Origin of the sequence: Pantoea sp. WEP, assembly GCF_041678305.1 — a bacterium.
GTDB classification, from domain to species: domain Bacteria; phylum Pseudomonadota; class Gammaproteobacteria; order Enterobacterales; family Enterobacteriaceae; genus Pantoea; species Pantoea dispersa.
This window is the reverse complement of the sequence record NZ_JBGNXB010000001.1, coordinates 331,467-346,479: the sequence shown is the minus strand read 5'-3', so window position 1 is coordinate 346,479 and position 15,013 is coordinate 331,467. Positions and strand designations below refer to the sequence as shown.

The following is a 15,013-nucleotide window of genomic DNA, read 5'->3' as shown; positions in this document are numbered from 1 at the left end:
TTCCGCTTTATCCGGCGGTAAGCGCTGCTTCCCTGACCAGTCGCGGCGTGATGAAGATCACCAGCTCACGTTTTTTGCGCTCGTCGGTCTGCTGACGAAACAGACTGCCGAGCAGCGGCACCTCGCCCAGCCACGGCACGCGCTTTTCGCCCTGAGTGCGCTGCTGCTGGAAAATACCGCCCAGCGCCAGCGTTTCACCGTCGCGCAGCGTCACCTGAGTGGCGATTTCCTGCTTATCGATGCTCAGCACCTGACTTTCCCCCATCGTCAGGCTGCGACCCGGCATATTCTGGCTCAGCCGCAGCGTGAGCTGAATGCGCCCGTTGCCCAATACTACTGGCGTCACCTCCATGCCCAGCACCGCCTCTTTGAACTCAATCGCCGTCGCACCGCTGTTACCGGATTTCACCTCGTAGGGAATTTCGGTGCCCTGCTTGATGGTGGCGGTCTGCTGGTGTGAGGTAAACAGTCGCGGGCTGGCGATGATTTCGATCTGGTTCTCCTGCTCCAGCGCACTCAGCTCCAGATTAAGCAGTTCGCCGTTCATCGGTCCGAGCGTGACGCCGGCGCGTATCGCCGGATTGCTCACCGCCAGCGGCACCAGCAGCTGCGGATTGCGCAGCGCCCCGGTGACGACATCGCCGGGTGCGGTGCTCCAGCTGACGCCGAGCTCGCGCAGATGCTCTTCATTGATGGTAACAATGTGCGCTGACAGCTCCACCTGCTCCAGCGGCAGATCCAGCGCCTGCAGCCAGCGCTCGGTATCGCGCAGCGCCTGCGCGCTGTCCCGCAGCAACAGGCTGTTGGTACGGCTATCCACCGTCACGCTGCCGCGCGGCGTCATCAGCGAGCGTTCCGCCTGCAGGCTGCGGTAGACATCGCTGGCGCTGGCGTAGTGCAGCGTGACGGTGCGCTGCTCAAGCGGCGCCTGCAGCTGCTTCTCTTCACGCTCCGCCTGTGCCTGCTGTGCCTGTCGCTGCTGCCAGCTCTCCGGATAGACCAGCAGCACGCCCTCCTCCTGGATCACGGTGAGTTTCGCCAGCCGCGTGACCAGCGCCAGTGCGCGCTCCCAGCCGACGTCATCGAGTCGCAGCGACAGCCGCCCCTCCACGCCCGGCGCGATCAGCAGATTAGTTTGCTGATAGTCAGCCAGCGCCTGCAGAATGCGCTCGACCGGCGCATCATCAAATACCAGGCTCAGGGGCTGATCAGCGGCGTGCAGCGGACTGCTCAGCGCCAGCCACAGCAGCAGCGTCATCCTTTTCATAAAATCCTCCTTTTATTACCCATGTGATGTGCTGCGGCGGACAGCTCTGCGTGGCGCTCAGTACCAGCGTATGTGCACTGAGCTGGGTCACCTGCCACGGTGCCACCGGAAAAGCAGCCGGTGCGCTCAGCCGCTGACGTTTGCCCTGCGGTGAAACCAGCCAGGCCACAAAGTGCGGCGCGCGACCAATGATGCCCTGTAATCGCCAGCCGTGCGGTACGGCAGCGGGCGCCTGACACTGGCTGGCAGCCAGCGGCTGGAACGGATCGCGCGCCAGCGCCCAGCTGCTGCACAGCAGTAATACCAGTGCGCTACTCCGCATCGTCACTCTCCAGCCAGAACTCGCTGTGTAACACGCCCTGCTCCGCCTGCAGCTGAAAACGCTGTGGCACCGCTAACGCCGTCGCAGCCAGCCCGCTGAACAGCGGCAGAAACTGCGGCCAGCTCAGACGCAGCGCCAGCTGCTGTGGCTGGCTGTCCGGATGCCAGGCCTCGAGCTGATTGCCGCGCGCCGCCACCAGTTGCTCTAACGATACGGACGCCGCCGTTGCCGCTGGCTGCAGCGTTGCGATCTCCGCCTGGAGCTGTCCGATGGCCGGTCGCGCGTCCAGCTGCTGCTGACGTTGCTGGTGCTGCTGCGCCAGTTGTGACAGCTGCTGTTGCAGCGTGATGAATTGCTGCTGTTGCGGACGCAGCAGCAGTAGCCACGCCAGCCCGAGTAACAGCAGCGCCAGCAGTTGCAGGCTGGCTATTCGCCACGTCAGTGCCAGCTGCAGCCAGCGCTGGATGAGCTCATTCATCGGTCGCCTCCTGCAGCCAGGCACGCAGCGCGAAGCGGTAATCTCCCTGCGCCTGACGCTGTACGCTGCCCTGCTTCACCGCCGCAAATAGCGGTTGCGTCTGCAGTTGATGGCGGAACGCACTGACATCAGCCAGGCTTTGCGCCAGGCCGTCCAGCACCAGTTGCCCCTGTCGCCGCTCCACGCGACTCAGCCACAGCGTCTCCGGCATCAGCGCGGGCAGTTGCTGCCAGAACTGCTGCCAGCGTTGATGCTGCAGCAGCCGCTGTTGCTGCGCCTGCTGCCTGCGTAACAGATCATCCCGCTGCGCCATCAGCGTTTGCTGTTGCGTCAGCCGCTGCTGTATCTGCTGGAGCTGCATGGTCATATCGGTGTGCTGCCGGGCTGCCTGCTGGAGCCGCTGTTCAGCGCGCCACCACAGCAGCAGCGTGAGTAACAGCGTTACCAGCAGCACGACAACCAGCAACGCCACACTGTGCTGGCGGCGTAGCAGCAACTGCTGTGCCCGCCACGGGAGCAAATTGACCGCCAGCATCAGTAATCCTCCGGACGCAGTGCCAGGCCAAGCGCAATCGCCAGCGCGCCCGCCTCTGCCGGTAGCGGCGGTTGCAGATAGTGCAGCAGCGCCAGCGGCTTGCAGCGCTGCACTTCCGCCTCCGGCAACGCCTGCGGTGAGGTGCAGAACACCGTTTGTGCCTGGGGAAAGGTGTCACGCAGATGAGCGAGCGTCAGGGGTTCGGTCGCCGCGCCGCAGGCGCTATTTTCGCCGGCCAGCGTCCACAGCCAGTGGTCGCAGAGCGGATGGATCAGCAGCTGATGCGGGCGCAGCGGAACGCGCATGGCGATCTGCGTCAGCGCCAGACTGCTCAGCTCAAACACGTCGGGGCGCAGTCCGGCCTGCTGCAGCGGCGCCAGCCACTGGGCGATGACGTCGCGGCGCGCGGCGGTGACGTGCAGCTGGCTGGCGCTGCCACCCAGCCGGTAATCCAGCGACAGCGAGGCGGCTTCGACCGGGAACAGGCGTGATGCGGACGCGTTAACGTAGCGGCTGAGCGCCGGCTCGCGTAATGAGGTCTCTGGCAACGGCAGCGTACGCTGCAGCACCAGCTGCGGCGGCAGGCCAACGCGCAGTGAGTAGCGCCTGGGTAAATGACGCTGCCAGCGCACCAACATCTCCTGTAACACTGGCGAGGTTTGCAACACGCCGTTGCGTAACGTATCGTGCGGCAGCGGCTGCTGCCACCAGTGTCGCAGCTGCCATCCGTGACGGCGTCGTTCAATGCCAAGGGCGCAGAGTTGCCCGTTCTGGATGTCCAGTCCAATTTGCCAGCGCTGAAAAGCCATGCGCGCGATCTCCTTATCGTTACAGGAAAAAGGATGATTACCCGCATTGCATGAAGAATGACGGGTATATCAAAGCGTCAGGCTTGCCTTTATACTACCGCGCGATTGTTTATAAACTGCCCAAACGCCAACAGATGGGAATTCTCAGGTGAAGTTCGTAAAGTATTTATTGATCCTTGCAGTGTGTTGCATTTTGCTGGGAGCCGGCACGGTTTATGGTTTGTACAAATACATAGAGCCGCAGCTGCCTGATGTGAACACATTGAAAGATGTGCGCCTGCAAACCCCGATGCAGGTTTACAGCGCGGATGGCGAGCTGATCGCCCAGTACGGTGAAAAGCGCCGTATCCCGCTCACCCTGCAACAGATGCCGCCTGAGCTAATCAAAGCGTTTATCGCCACCGAAGACAGCCGCTTTTATGAGCATCACGGCGTCGACCCGGTGGGGATTTTCCGCGCCGCCAGCATCGCGCTGGTCTCCGGCCACGCCTCGCAGGGCGCCAGTACCATTACGCAGCAGCTGGCGCGTAACTTCTTCCTCAGCCCTGAACGCACGCTGATGCGTAAAATCAAGGAAGCCTTCCTGGCGATTCGCATCGAGCAGTTGCTGAGTAAGGATGAAATCCTTGAGCTGTATCTGAATAAAATCTATCTCGGCTATCGCGCTTACGGCGTCGGTGCGGCGGCGCAGGTGTACTTCGGTAAACCGGTCGATCAGCTGTCGCTGAGTGAGATGGCGATGATCGCCGGCCTGCCGAAAGCGCCGTCGACCTTTAACCCGCTCTATTCACACGCCCGTGCGCTGGCGCGCCGTAATGTGGTGCTGGCTCGCATGCTGGATCAGAACTACATCACGCAGCAGCAGTATAATGACGCGCGCAACACGCCGCTGACCGCCAGCTACCACGGCCCGGAAATTGCCTTCTCTGCACCGTATCTCACCGAGCTCGTGCGTCAGGAGATGGTGAAACGCTACGGCGACAGCGCCTATGACGATGGCTACAAGGTGTATACCACCGTGACCCGCCATCTGCAGGAAGCCGCACAGCAGGCGGTGCGTAACAACGTGATGGCGTACGATATGCGTCACGGCTATCGCGGTCCGACCAACGTGCTGTGGAAAGTGGGCGAAGCCAGCTGGGATCACACCCGCATCGTCAACGCGCTGAAAGATCTGCCGGTCTACGGTCCGCTGAATGCCGCCGTGGTCACCAGCGCCAGCGCCGACGAAGCCACCGCCATGCTGAAAGATGGCAGCAGCGTTTCGCTGACCTTAGCCGGCGTGCGCTGGGCGCGTCCGTATAAATCCGACACCCTGCAGGGCCCGACGCCGCGCAGCGTCACTCAGGTGCTGCAGGCTGGCCAGCAGATTTGGGTACGTAAAGTCGGGGATGCATGGTGGCTGGGACAGGTGCCGCTGGTGAACTCGGCGCTGGTGTCGCTTAATCCGGAAGACGGTGCGGTACGCGCGCTGGTCGGTGGTTTTGACTTCAACCAGAGTATGTTCAACCGCGCCACCCAGGCGCTGCGTCAGGTCGGCTCGAACATCAAGCCGTTCCTGTATACCGCCGCCATGGACCGCGGCCTGACGCTGGCCTCCATCCTCAACGACGTGCCGATTTCACGCTGGGATGCCGGCGCCGGCGCAGACTGGCGACCCAAGAACTCGCCGCCGACTTATGCGGGTCCGATTCGTTTACGCCAGGGGCTGGGTGAGTCGAAAAACGTGGTGATGGTGCGCGCGATGCGTGCCATGGGCGTTGATTACGCCGCTGAGTATCTGCAGCGCTTTGGCTTCCCGGCGCAGAACATTATCCATACCGAGTCGCTGGCACTGGGCGCCGCATCCTTCACGCCAATGCAGGTGGCGCGCGGCTATGCGGTGATGGCTAACGGTGGCTTCCTGGTCGATCCTTACTTCATCGCCAAGATTGAGAATGAACAGGGCGGCGTGATTTTCCAGGCGCAGCCGAAGATCGCCTGCCCGCAGTGCAATCTGCCGGTGATCTATGGCGACACCAAAAAGTCGGTGGCGCTGAATGAAGAGAGCGTGGAAAACGTCGCCACCTCGAATCAGCAGCAGAATCAGACCGTGCCGCAGCCCGAGCTCGAACAGGTACCGGCGCAGCCGCAGCCGGCCGGCGATCAGCAGTACGCGCCGCACGTGATCAACACGCCGCTGGCGTTCCTGATTAAGAGCGCGCTGAACTCCAACATCTTCGGTGAACCGGGCTGGATGGGAACCGGCTGGCGTGCCGGTCGCGATCTGAAGCGTAACGATATCGGCGGCAAAACCGGTACCACCAACAGTTCCAAAGACGCCTGGTTCTCCGGTTATGGTCCGGGCGTGGTGACGTCGGTGTGGATTGGCTTCGATGATTCGCGCGCGCTGGGTCGCACCACGGTATCGGGTGCAATTCCGGATCAGATCTCCGGCTACGAAGGCGGCGCGAAGAGTGCGCAGCCGGCATGGGATGATTACATGAAAGTGGCGCTGGATGGTGTGCCGGTGCAGCCGCTGACACCGCCGGACGGCGTGGTGACGGTGACCATTGACCGCAGCACCGGCAAGCTGGCCAACGGTGGCGGCAACACCCGTCAGGAGTACTTCATCAACGGCACCCAGCCGACCGAATATTCGGTGCATGATGTGGGCACCACCATCATGGACAACGGTGAAAGCCACGAACTGTTTTGATCAAAAAAGCCGGGGGAAATCCCCGGCTTATTGTTTTTGCCCCGTGCGACTGTCCGCGCCTTTTATTGCGCCGCCAGGTGTCCTCAATAACTCAACCGCCCCTGCTTCACCAGCCACTCACGCACCATAAAAAGCGCGCTGACGTTACGCGCCTCGCGAAAATCCGGCTCTTCCAGCAGCGCCAGCAGATTGCTGAGCGGCCAGCGGCGTACAATCAGCGGCTCCGGCTCATCCCCTTCCAGCTTCTCTTCGTACAACCCTTCAGCTACCACGATATTCATCTTGCTGGAGAAATAGGATGGCGCCATGGTGAGTTTGCCCAGCGCTTCCAGCAGGTGCGCGCCAAAGCCCACTTCTTCTTTCAGCTCACGGTTGGCGGCTTCAAAAACGCTTTCACCCGGATCGATTAAACCTTTCGGGAAGCCCAGCTCATAGGTTTCCAGTCCGACGGCGTACTCCTGGATCAGGATCACGTCATCGCCAATGATCGGCACAATCATCACCGCTTCACGATCGGAGGGCTTCATGCGCTCATAGACGCGACGCGCACCGTTGCTGAAGGCGAGATCAACCGCTTCGATGGTAAACAGGCGGGAGCGGGCCACCGCTTCCACGTTGAGGATGTCAGGTTTTTTCAGGGGAGTGGTCATATCAGCCTCAAACTTAGCACAGCCTTGTGAAACGCGATGACGTCAGCATACCGAAGCCCGCGGCATTGTGCGACACGCAGCGCGGGTCAATCATGGTGACATACATTTGTCCGCTGCCGCTAACAACTTCTTGTTATCTGCACAGTAAGATTTTCACAATAAGTCAACGGGGTAGCAGCAAATTCGGATAATACCGATGTTTAATTGAGGGGCTTGTGAGTACCATCCCGTTAAGGAATAATCTAACAAATTTATAATACAATGATTTTGCGCGGTATTTTGTTTCATTTGCCTCTTGTCAGAATGACTTCTGCTCGCCAAAATTGACTCGTATTGCAGGTTTTACCGGGAGCACATCGTAAACGTGACGGCAGTTTTTTGGCTGGATTGAGCAAAGCATGAGCACTCTTATCGTCATTCTGGCTGTCATGCTGGCCTGTTCGTTAGTGGCCGGAATCGGCTACTGGTACGCTATGCGGCATCGTCCGCCGTTGGCGAAACCACTGCCGTTTATCAGTCCGCCCTGCCGTAAACTCACCGATGAAGAACGCGCTGCCGTTGAGAAGTATATTGCGTCGCTGGGTAAAGCGCGTCAGCACAGCAGCGGGCGATCGACCCGATCGTCACGGGAACCCGAAGCGCTGGCGCTGACCGCACAGAGCAATAATGTTTATCCCGTTACCCGCTCCATCACCCGTTACGGCCTTTCCACTGACGATCCCCACAAATGGCGCTACTACCTGGATGAAGTCGAGGTGCATCTGCCGCCGCTGTGGGAGCAGTACATCGCTGAAGAAAACTACGTCGAGCTGATCCGCACCCAGACCCTGCCGCTGGTGATCTCGCTCAACGGCCACTCGCTGGTGAACTATGCGGTAGAACAACCGGCGCTACCGCCGCTGGTGCGGCCGATGTCGACCAACGCTTCGATTCGTAAAGAGGAGAGCGAAAACGTTGAGCTGCTGCAGGTGCGCAAAGAGTCGCCGGAAGAGTATCAGCTGTCGCGCGCCGACGGCACGCGTGAAGCCAGCGCTATTTGCTGCGCCTTCCTGCTGTTTTTCCTCAGCCTGGTGCTGCCCGGCAGCCTGATGCTGTGGATTGCGCTGCCCGCCGGCGCGATCGTCGCTGTCAGCCTGTGGTTTATGTACCGATTCCCCGGTGAAAAAGGGCTGCGCGATGTGCACTGTCTGCGCGGCGCACCGAAGCGCTGGGGCCTGTTTGGCGAATCCAATCAGGAGCAGAGCAACATTTCGCTCGGCATCATCGACTTAATCTATCCGGCACACTGGCAGCCTTATGTGGCACACGACCTGGGCCAGGTGACAGATGTGGATATCTACCTGAATCGTCAGGTGGTACGCCAGGGGCGCTTCCTGTCGCTGCAGGATGAAGTCCGCAACTTCCCGGTACAGCGCTGGCGTAAAAACCTGGTGCTGGCGTGCGGTTCGCTGCTGGTGCTGGTGATGCTGGTGAGCTGGATTCCGCTCAGCATGCCGATCAAACTCAGCCTCGCCTGGCTGAAAGGCACCGAAAGTGTGGAAGTGAACAGCGTCGATAAACTCACTGCCCTGCCGCTGCACATTGGCGATAGCCTGAAAGTGAGCGGCACCGGCATGTGCTCGGTTCCGGGCAATTACCAGAGCAACCGCAGCTACGGCTACATGCCGTTCGACTGCTCGGCGATTTACTGGAACAACGCTGCGCCGCTGCCGCTGCCGCAGTCCGACATCATCGACAAAGCCGCCGCGCTGCTGGAGACCACCACGCAGCAGCTGCATCCGGAAACCAACACCGACCCGAAACTGAACCCGCAGCTGGCGTCCGCGATTCAGAAATCAGGCATGATTCTGCTGGATGATTTCTCCGATCTGGTGCTGAAAACCCAGCAGCTGTGCAGCCAGCAGCAGGACTGCGTGCGCCTGAAAAATGCGCTGGTCAACCTCGGTAACGCCAAAGACTGGGATACGCTGATTCACCGTGCGGATTCCGGCAAGCTCAACGGCATGAATGTGCTGCTGCGCCCGGTAAGCGCCGAAGCGCTGGAGAATCTGGTGAACACCGCCACCTCAACCTTCTTCTCGCGGGAGACGCGTCGCGCGGCGGAAACCCTGAACAGCCCGCCGCCGGGCGGATTCCTGATCATTAGCGACGAAGGCCGGCAGATGGTGAACCAGCCGCAGCCGTCGGTGGCGCTGTTCGATCTCGACGCCCCTTCACAATGGCACGAACTGCAGCGCCTGTCCGGCATGCTGCTGCACACGCCGTTTGCCGCCAGCGGTATCATTACCAGCATTACCACCGATGCCAACGGCACGCGCCATATCGCCCTGCACAACGAGCCCGATGCCATGGCGCAGTGGCGCTATCTGGGCACCGCGCTGCTGATGCTGGTGCTGATTGTCAGCGCCGTCAGCAACGGCCTGCTGGCGCTGCGCCGTATCCACCGCAACCGCCTGCGTATGGCGCAGATTCAGCAGTATTACGACAAGTGCTTTAACCACAACCTCAGCACTATGCAGAGCGTGCGCTCGCTGTTCTGACCCTCCGCCTTCTGTGCTACCCTGTCGCCCTGTTTTTCAGGGCGGAAAACAAAATGCCGATTACGCTTAAGGGATTGGCGATGGATCGGCAGCCCGCAACGGCACCTCGCCCTTGATTTATCACGTTGTACCCATACCTTTGGGTATCCGGCACCGGCCCGGTCCATCTTTCCGGCGTCATGCGACCATGTGCGACCGATCGCCACACGGCGCGACGCAGCGTAACAGCAGGAGCCGCAATGAAAGAGAAAACCAGTGAAGGCGTCCGCCTTGATAAATGGCTGTGGGCCGCGCGCTTCTATAAAACCCGCGCGCTGGCTCGCGACATGATTGAAGGCGGCAAAGTGCATTACAACGGTCAGCGCAGCAAACCGGGCAAAGTGGTCGAACTGCAGGCCGAGCTGACGCTGCGTCAGGGCAACGATGAGCGCACGGTGATCATCACCGCCATCGGCGACCAGCGGCGTCCGGCCAGCGAAGCGCAGCAGATGTACGCGGAGACGGCCGCCAGCATCGAAAAGCGCGAAAAGAACGCGCTGGCGCGCAAAATGAATGCCCTGACCATGCCGCATCCCGATCGCCGCCCGGATAAAAAGGAGCGCCGCGATCTGCTGAAATTTAAATTGTCGGGCGATGAATAACTCGCGCCCCAACGAGAGAAACCTTATGTCTGTTCAAGATCAACTGCATCGTTACCTGTTTGAAAACGTCGCCGTGCGCGGCGAGCTGGTCAACGCATCTCAAACCTGGCGCGACATCGTGCAGAACCACGACTACGCCGAGCCGGTCAAAACGCTGCTGGGCGAACTGCTGGTTGCCACCAGCCTGCTCACCGCTACGCTGAAATTTGACGGCGACATCACCGTGCAGCTGCAGGGCGATGGCCCGCTGAGCATGGCGGTGATCAACGGGAATAATCGCCAGGAGCTGCGCGGCGTGGCGCGGCTGAAAGAGGATGCGGAGATCGCCGCCGGCAGCAGCCTGAAGCAGATGGTGGGTAACGGTTATCTGGTGATCACCATTTCGCCTGAGAAAGGCGAGCGCTATCAGGGCGTGGTTGGCCTGGAAGCCGATACGCTGGCGGGCTGTCTGGAAGATTACTTCATGCGTTCCGAGCAGCTGCCAACCCGCCTGTTCATTCGCACCAGCGAGAAAGGCGCAGCCGGTATTCTGCTGCAGGTGCTGCCCGCGCAGGAGCCCAACCTGGATGACTTCAACCATCTGGCCACGTTAACCGAAACCGTGAAGAGCGAAGAGCTGATTGAGCTGCCCGCGACTGACGTACTGTGGCGTCTCTATCATCAGGAAGAAGCCACGGTTTACGATCCGGCGCCGGTCAGCTTCAAATGCACCTGCTCGCGCGAACGCTGCGGTGAAGTGCTGAAAACGCTGCCGCCAGAGGAAGTGGATGAGATTCTGGCCGAAGACGGCAAAATCGATATGCACTGCGACTACTGCGGCACACACTACGTGTACGACGCCGTGGATATTGCTGCTATCCGTAACGCTCCCTCCGGCAATAGCGATCAACTGCATTAATCAGCAAACGGGCGGTGACGCCGCCCGTATTTTCCGCCGGCGTAGCGCTATGATTTTTCACGGAAATTAACTAATTTACGCTAACTTTAGTTTCATAAGTGGCAGATTTCTCTACTTGTCACGTTCCAGCTCGCATTTTTAACTCTCTTCACTTTTCCACCTCGCTCAGACGTGTACACTGCGCGCGATCTGCCCTGTGCGGCTATGCGCAGCAGGACGCAGAAACCCTCATAAAAAATGCCATGAAGTACCGATTTAAGGAGCAGTCACATGCGCGTTAACGGCCTGACATCGCAAGACCTCGAAACGCTCGGAATTAGCGGCACCACCGAGGTGGTGTACAACCCTGATTACGCCACGTTATTTCAGGAAGAAACCCGCCCGGAGCTGGAAGGTTACGCGCGCGGCACCCTGACGCAGAGCGGTGCCATTGCCGTGGATACCGGCATCTTCACCGGACGTTCGCCGAAAGATAAATACATCGTGCGGGATGACACCACGCGTGACACGCTGTGGTGGAACGATGTTGGCAACGGCAAGAACGACAACCAGCCGCTGTCACAGGAAACCTGGCAGGCGCTCAAAGATCGCTGCACGCAACAGCTTTCCGGCAAGCGTCTGTTTGTGATTGACGCCTTCTGCGGCGCCAACCCGGACACCCGCCTCAGCGTGCGTTTCGTGATGGAAGTGGCGTGGCAGGCGCATTTCGTCAAAAACATGTTTATCCGTCCGACTGAGGCCGAACTGGCTGAGTTTACGCCGGATTTCGTGGTGATGAACGCAGCGCAGTGCACCAATCCGGACTGGCAGGCGCAGGGACTACATTCCGAGAATTTTGTCGCCTTTAACCTGACCGAACGCATGCAGCTGATCGGCGGTACCTGGTACGGCGGCGAGATGAAAAAAGGCCTGTTCGCCATCATGAACTATCTGCTGCCGCTGAAGGGTATCGCCTCAATGCACTGCTCGGCCAACGTCGGCAAAGCGGGCGACGTGGCGGTGTTCTTTGGCCTGTCCGGTACCGGTAAAACCACGCTCTCTACCGATCCGGATCGTCAGCTGATCGGCGATGATGAGCACGGCTGGGACGACGACGGCGTCTTTAACTTCGAAGGCGGCTGCTACGCCAAAACCATCAATCTGTCAGAGCAGGCCGAGCCGGAGATTTACCGCGCGATTCGCCGCGATGCGCTGCTGGAGAACGTGGTGGTGCGCGCCGACGGCACGGTCGATTACGCCGACGCCAGCAAGACGGAAAACACCCGCGTGTCTTACCCGATCGAGCACATCGAAAACATCGTGCAGCCGGTGTCGAAAGCGGGCCACGCGAAGAAGGTCATCTTCCTGACCGCCGATGCCTTTGGCGTACTGCCACCGGTTTCGCGTCTGACGCCAGAGCAAACCCAGTACCACTTCCTGTCCGGCTTTACCGCCAAGCTGGCCGGCACCGAGCGCGGTGTGACGCAGCCCACCCCAACCTTCTCCGCCTGTTTTGGCGCGGCGTTCCTGACGCTGCATCCAACGCAGTACTCGGATGTGCTGGTGAAACGTATGCAGGCGTCCGGCGCGCAGGCCTATCTGGTGAATACCGGCTGGAACGGCAGCGGCAAGCGCATTTCGCTGAAAGACACGCGCGCTATCATCAACGCGATTCTGGCCGGTGAGCTGGATGAAGCGGAGACCGTGACGCTGCCGGTGTTTAATCTGCAGGTGCCAACCACGCTGGCACAGGTAGACGATGCCATTCTCGATCCGCGCCGCAGCTGGCCTGACGCCGCCGCCTGGCAGCAGGCTGCCGAAGCGCTGGCGCAGCGCTTTATCACCAATTTCGAGAAGTACACCGACAACGATGCCGGCAAAGCGCTGGTGCAGGCCGGCCCGCAGCTGTGAAGTAGCCCAGCCGCCACAACGGCGGCTTAGCTAAGGCACATTTCGTCGCGGCGCGATTTATCGCGCATGCCTGCAGCGGCAATATCGCTGATGGATGCGCAATAGATTGCGCCGCGACGGTTGGTGCGGAAATTTAACTAACGTTACTGCTAACTGCCGTCGTGGCGCTGTTTTCCGGAATCGGTAACCACGCACGGATACGTAATCCGCCGCGTTCACTGTCGCCAATCTCCAGCGATCCGTCATGCGCATCGATAATACGCTGCACAATCGCCAGGCCCAGACCGGTGCCGCTAGTGCTGCGCGCGCTATCGCCACGCACAAACGGCTGGAACAGATGCTGTAACTGATCCGGCTTAATACCCGGACCATCATCCTCCACCTGGAACCACGCGCGATTCAATTCCTGACCGCTGCTGACCTTGATCCAGCCGTTCCCGTAGCGCGCCGCGTTAACTACCAGATTCGCTACCGCGCGTTTAATCGACAGCGGATTAATATCCAGCATCAGCTCCGCGTCCATCACCGCATTCTCAATCTCGCGCTCGTAGCCGCTCTCCGCCGCCACCACTTCGCCCAGCACGCTATTCAGATCGGCGCGCTCGGTTTGCATCTCCTGCCCGGTGCGCAGGTAATCGATGAACTGCTCGATGATGGCGTTACACTCTTCGATGTCTTTGTTGATCGACTCGGCCAGGTAGCCATCTTCCTCGCCCATCATCTCGGTGGCGAGACGGATGCGCGTCAGAGGCGTGCGTAGATCATGGCTGACGCCGGCCATCAGCAGCGTACGGTCATCGGCCAGTTGCTTCACGCCCGCCGCCATCTGGTTGAAAGCACGCGTCACCGAACGCACTTCCGAAGCACCGTATTCGCGCAGCGGTGGCGGAATAATGCCTTTCCCCACCTGCAACGCAGCGTGTTCAAGATCGACTAAGGGTCGGTTTTGTATACGGATAAACAGCCAGGCGCCGCCAATCGCCAGCAGCATAATCGCCAGGGTATAGCGGAACAGCGGCGAGAAGTCGCCCTGATGGATTTCGGTCAGCGGTACGCGCACCCAGATATCCGGCGACAGCCAGGTTTTCAGCCAGACCACCGGCGAGTTTTTGTTAACCTCAACCCGCACGTCGGTCGGCCCGCCCAGCTGCTGCGCCATCTGTTCACTGAGGAATTCATAATGCTGCGCCCAGCGCAGCCCGCTCTCTTCCGCCGCCGCGTTGGTGTACAACGAGATGCCCAGCTCACGATAAATTTCGCGCCGGAAGGCCGGCGGCACTTCCAGCTGCGTACCATCCTCCAGCTGCAGCCGATCGGTCATCAGCATACGCACTTCGTAGGCGAGGACTTTGTTGAACTGCTGCAGGCTGGGAAGAATGGCGAAATTGAGCACCACCAGGTAGGTCGTTACCAGGCTGACGAACAGCAAGGTAACGATCAACAACAGGGTGCGGGCAAACGAACTGCGGGGTGAGAAGCGCAATCGCCTCATGCTTTACTGCCGTCCGGAACGAACACGTAGCCAAGGCCCCAGACGGTCTGGATGTAGCGCGGATGCGCCGGATCTTCTTCGACCATGCGGCGCAGACGAGAGATCTGCACGTCGATAGAACGCTCCATCGCACTGTACTCACGCCCGCGCGCCAGGTTCATCAGCTTATCGCGCGACAGCGGCTCACGCGGATGGCTCACCAGCGCTTTCAGCACGGCGAACTCTCCGCTGGTCAGCGGCATCGGCTCATCTTCACGGAACATTTCACGCGTGCCGAGGTTCAGTTTGAACTTACCGAAGGCGATGACCGCTTCTTCCTGCGACGGCGCGCCCGGCAGCTCATTGGCCTGACGACGCAGCACAGCACGAATTCGCGCCAGCAGCTCACGCGGGTTGAACGGTTTTGGAATGTAGTCATCGGCGCCGATTTCCAGCCCCACGATACGATCGACCTCTTCACCTTTCGCGGTGACCATAATGATCGGCATCGGGTTACTCTGGCTACGCAGACGACGGCAAATTGACAGGCCATCTTCGCCCGGCAGCATTAAATCGAGCACCATTAAATGGAATGATTCGCGGGTCAGCAGACGATCCATCTGTTCGGCGTTGGCGACGCTGCGCACCTGAAAGCCCTGTTCGGTGAGATAGCGTTCGAGCAGTGCGCGCAGACGCATATCATCATCGACGACCAGAATTTTGTAGTTCTCTTGCATGTTCAACTCCCAAAGGCGCCATTGCCTGAGCCGATATTGTGTAAAAAAGATGCCTGTCTGTGACAGTCATTAATGGT

At 60.0% G+C, this 15,013-nt stretch carries 13 protein-coding genes; 5 read left to right on the top strand and 8 right to left on the bottom strand.

Annotated features, from left to right (window positions below; translation table 11 throughout):
- Positions 1-7: 7 nt before the first annotated feature.
- The 5 genes from hofQ to pilM are packed head-to-tail and all read right to left on the bottom strand — an operon-like array spanning position 8 to position 3,411.
- On the bottom strand, positions 8-1,267 hold the full coding sequence (gene hofQ, locus ABVR31_RS01520) for a DNA uptake porin HofQ (RefSeq protein WP_372771731.1): 1,260 nt from the start codon (positions 1,265-1,267) through the stop codon (positions 8-10).
- Complete coding sequence (locus ABVR31_RS01515; RefSeq protein ID WP_104094151.1) at positions 1,209-1,589, bottom strand: HofP DNA utilization family protein; 381 nt, start codon at positions 1,587-1,589, stop codon at positions 1,209-1,211. Before ABVR31_RS01515 ends, hofQ begins: the two co-directional genes overlap by 59 nt.
- A complete protein-coding gene (locus ABVR31_RS01510; RefSeq protein WP_372771730.1) occupies positions 1,579-2,067 on the bottom strand; it encodes a hypothetical protein in 489 nt (162 codons plus the stop codon). Before ABVR31_RS01510 ends, ABVR31_RS01515 begins: the two co-directional genes overlap by 11 nt.
- Complete coding sequence (locus tag ABVR31_RS01505; RefSeq protein WP_372771729.1) at positions 2,060-2,602, bottom strand: PilN domain-containing protein; 543 nt, start codon at positions 2,600-2,602, stop codon at positions 2,060-2,062. The genes ABVR31_RS01510 and ABVR31_RS01505 overlap by 8 nt, the downstream gene beginning before the upstream one ends.
- Positions 2,602-3,411: a type IV pilus biogenesis protein PilM gene (gene pilM, locus ABVR31_RS01500; protein WP_058780181.1), complete on the bottom strand. Its 810-nt coding sequence runs from the start codon at positions 3,409-3,411 to the stop codon at positions 2,602-2,604. The genes ABVR31_RS01505 and pilM overlap by 1 nt, the downstream gene beginning before the upstream one ends.
- Positions 3,412-3,559: 148 nt before the next feature.
- On the opposite strand from pilM, the gene mrcA reads away from it, so the two are divergent.
- Positions 3,560-6,109, top strand: coding sequence for a peptidoglycan glycosyltransferase/peptidoglycan DD-transpeptidase MrcA (mrcA, locus tag ABVR31_RS01495; RefSeq protein WP_058759309.1), 2,550 nt, complete (start codon positions 3,560-3,562; stop codon positions 6,107-6,109).
- 83 nt (positions 6,110-6,192) lie between these two features.
- Here mrcA and nudE read toward each other — a convergent pair whose 3' ends face one another.
- A complete protein-coding gene (gene nudE / locus ABVR31_RS01490; protein WP_372771728.1) occupies positions 6,193-6,759 on the bottom strand; it encodes an ADP compounds hydrolase NudE in 567 nt (188 codons plus the stop codon).
- A gap of 398 nt (positions 6,760-7,157) precedes the next feature.
- Between nudE and ABVR31_RS01485 the strand changes: the two genes are divergently transcribed.
- The 4 genes from ABVR31_RS01485 to pckA all read left to right on the top strand — a co-directional run bounded on the left by ABVR31_RS01485 (position 7,158) and on the right by pckA (position 12,728).
- The gene (locus ABVR31_RS01485) at positions 7,158-9,299 is read left to right on the top strand and encodes an intracellular growth attenuator family protein (RefSeq protein ID WP_021507414.1); all 2,142 of its coding nucleotides are present in this window, start codon (positions 7,158-7,160) and stop codon (positions 9,297-9,299) included.
- Positions 9,300-9,538: 239 nt separating this feature from the next.
- Entirely contained in the window at positions 9,539-9,940 is a 402-nt protein-coding gene (gene hslR, locus ABVR31_RS01480; protein WP_021507413.1) for a ribosome-associated heat shock protein Hsp15, read from the top strand.
- A gap of 25 nt (positions 9,941-9,965) precedes the next feature.
- The gene (hslO, locus tag ABVR31_RS01475) at positions 9,966-10,838 is read left to right on the top strand and encodes an Hsp33 family molecular chaperone HslO (protein WP_125309867.1); all 873 of its coding nucleotides are present in this window, start codon (positions 9,966-9,968) and stop codon (positions 10,836-10,838) included.
- A 270-nt stretch (positions 10,839-11,108) separates the two neighbouring features.
- Positions 11,109-12,728, top strand: coding sequence for a phosphoenolpyruvate carboxykinase (ATP) (pckA, locus tag ABVR31_RS01470; RefSeq protein WP_021507411.1), 1,620 nt, complete (start codon positions 11,109-11,111; stop codon positions 12,726-12,728).
- A gap of 133 nt (positions 12,729-12,861) precedes the next feature.
- Here pckA and envZ read toward each other — a convergent pair whose 3' ends face one another.
- Positions 12,862-14,220 (bottom strand): two-component system sensor histidine kinase EnvZ, encoded by a 1,359-nt coding sequence (gene envZ, locus ABVR31_RS01465; protein WP_031279686.1) that lies wholly within the window; start codon positions 14,218-14,220, stop codon positions 12,862-12,864.
- Entirely contained in the window at positions 14,217-14,936 is a 720-nt protein-coding gene (gene ompR, locus ABVR31_RS01460) for a two-component system response regulator OmpR (protein ID WP_001157751.1), read from the bottom strand. The genes envZ and ompR overlap by 4 nt, the downstream gene beginning before the upstream one ends.
- Positions 14,937-15,013 lie beyond the last annotated feature (77 nt).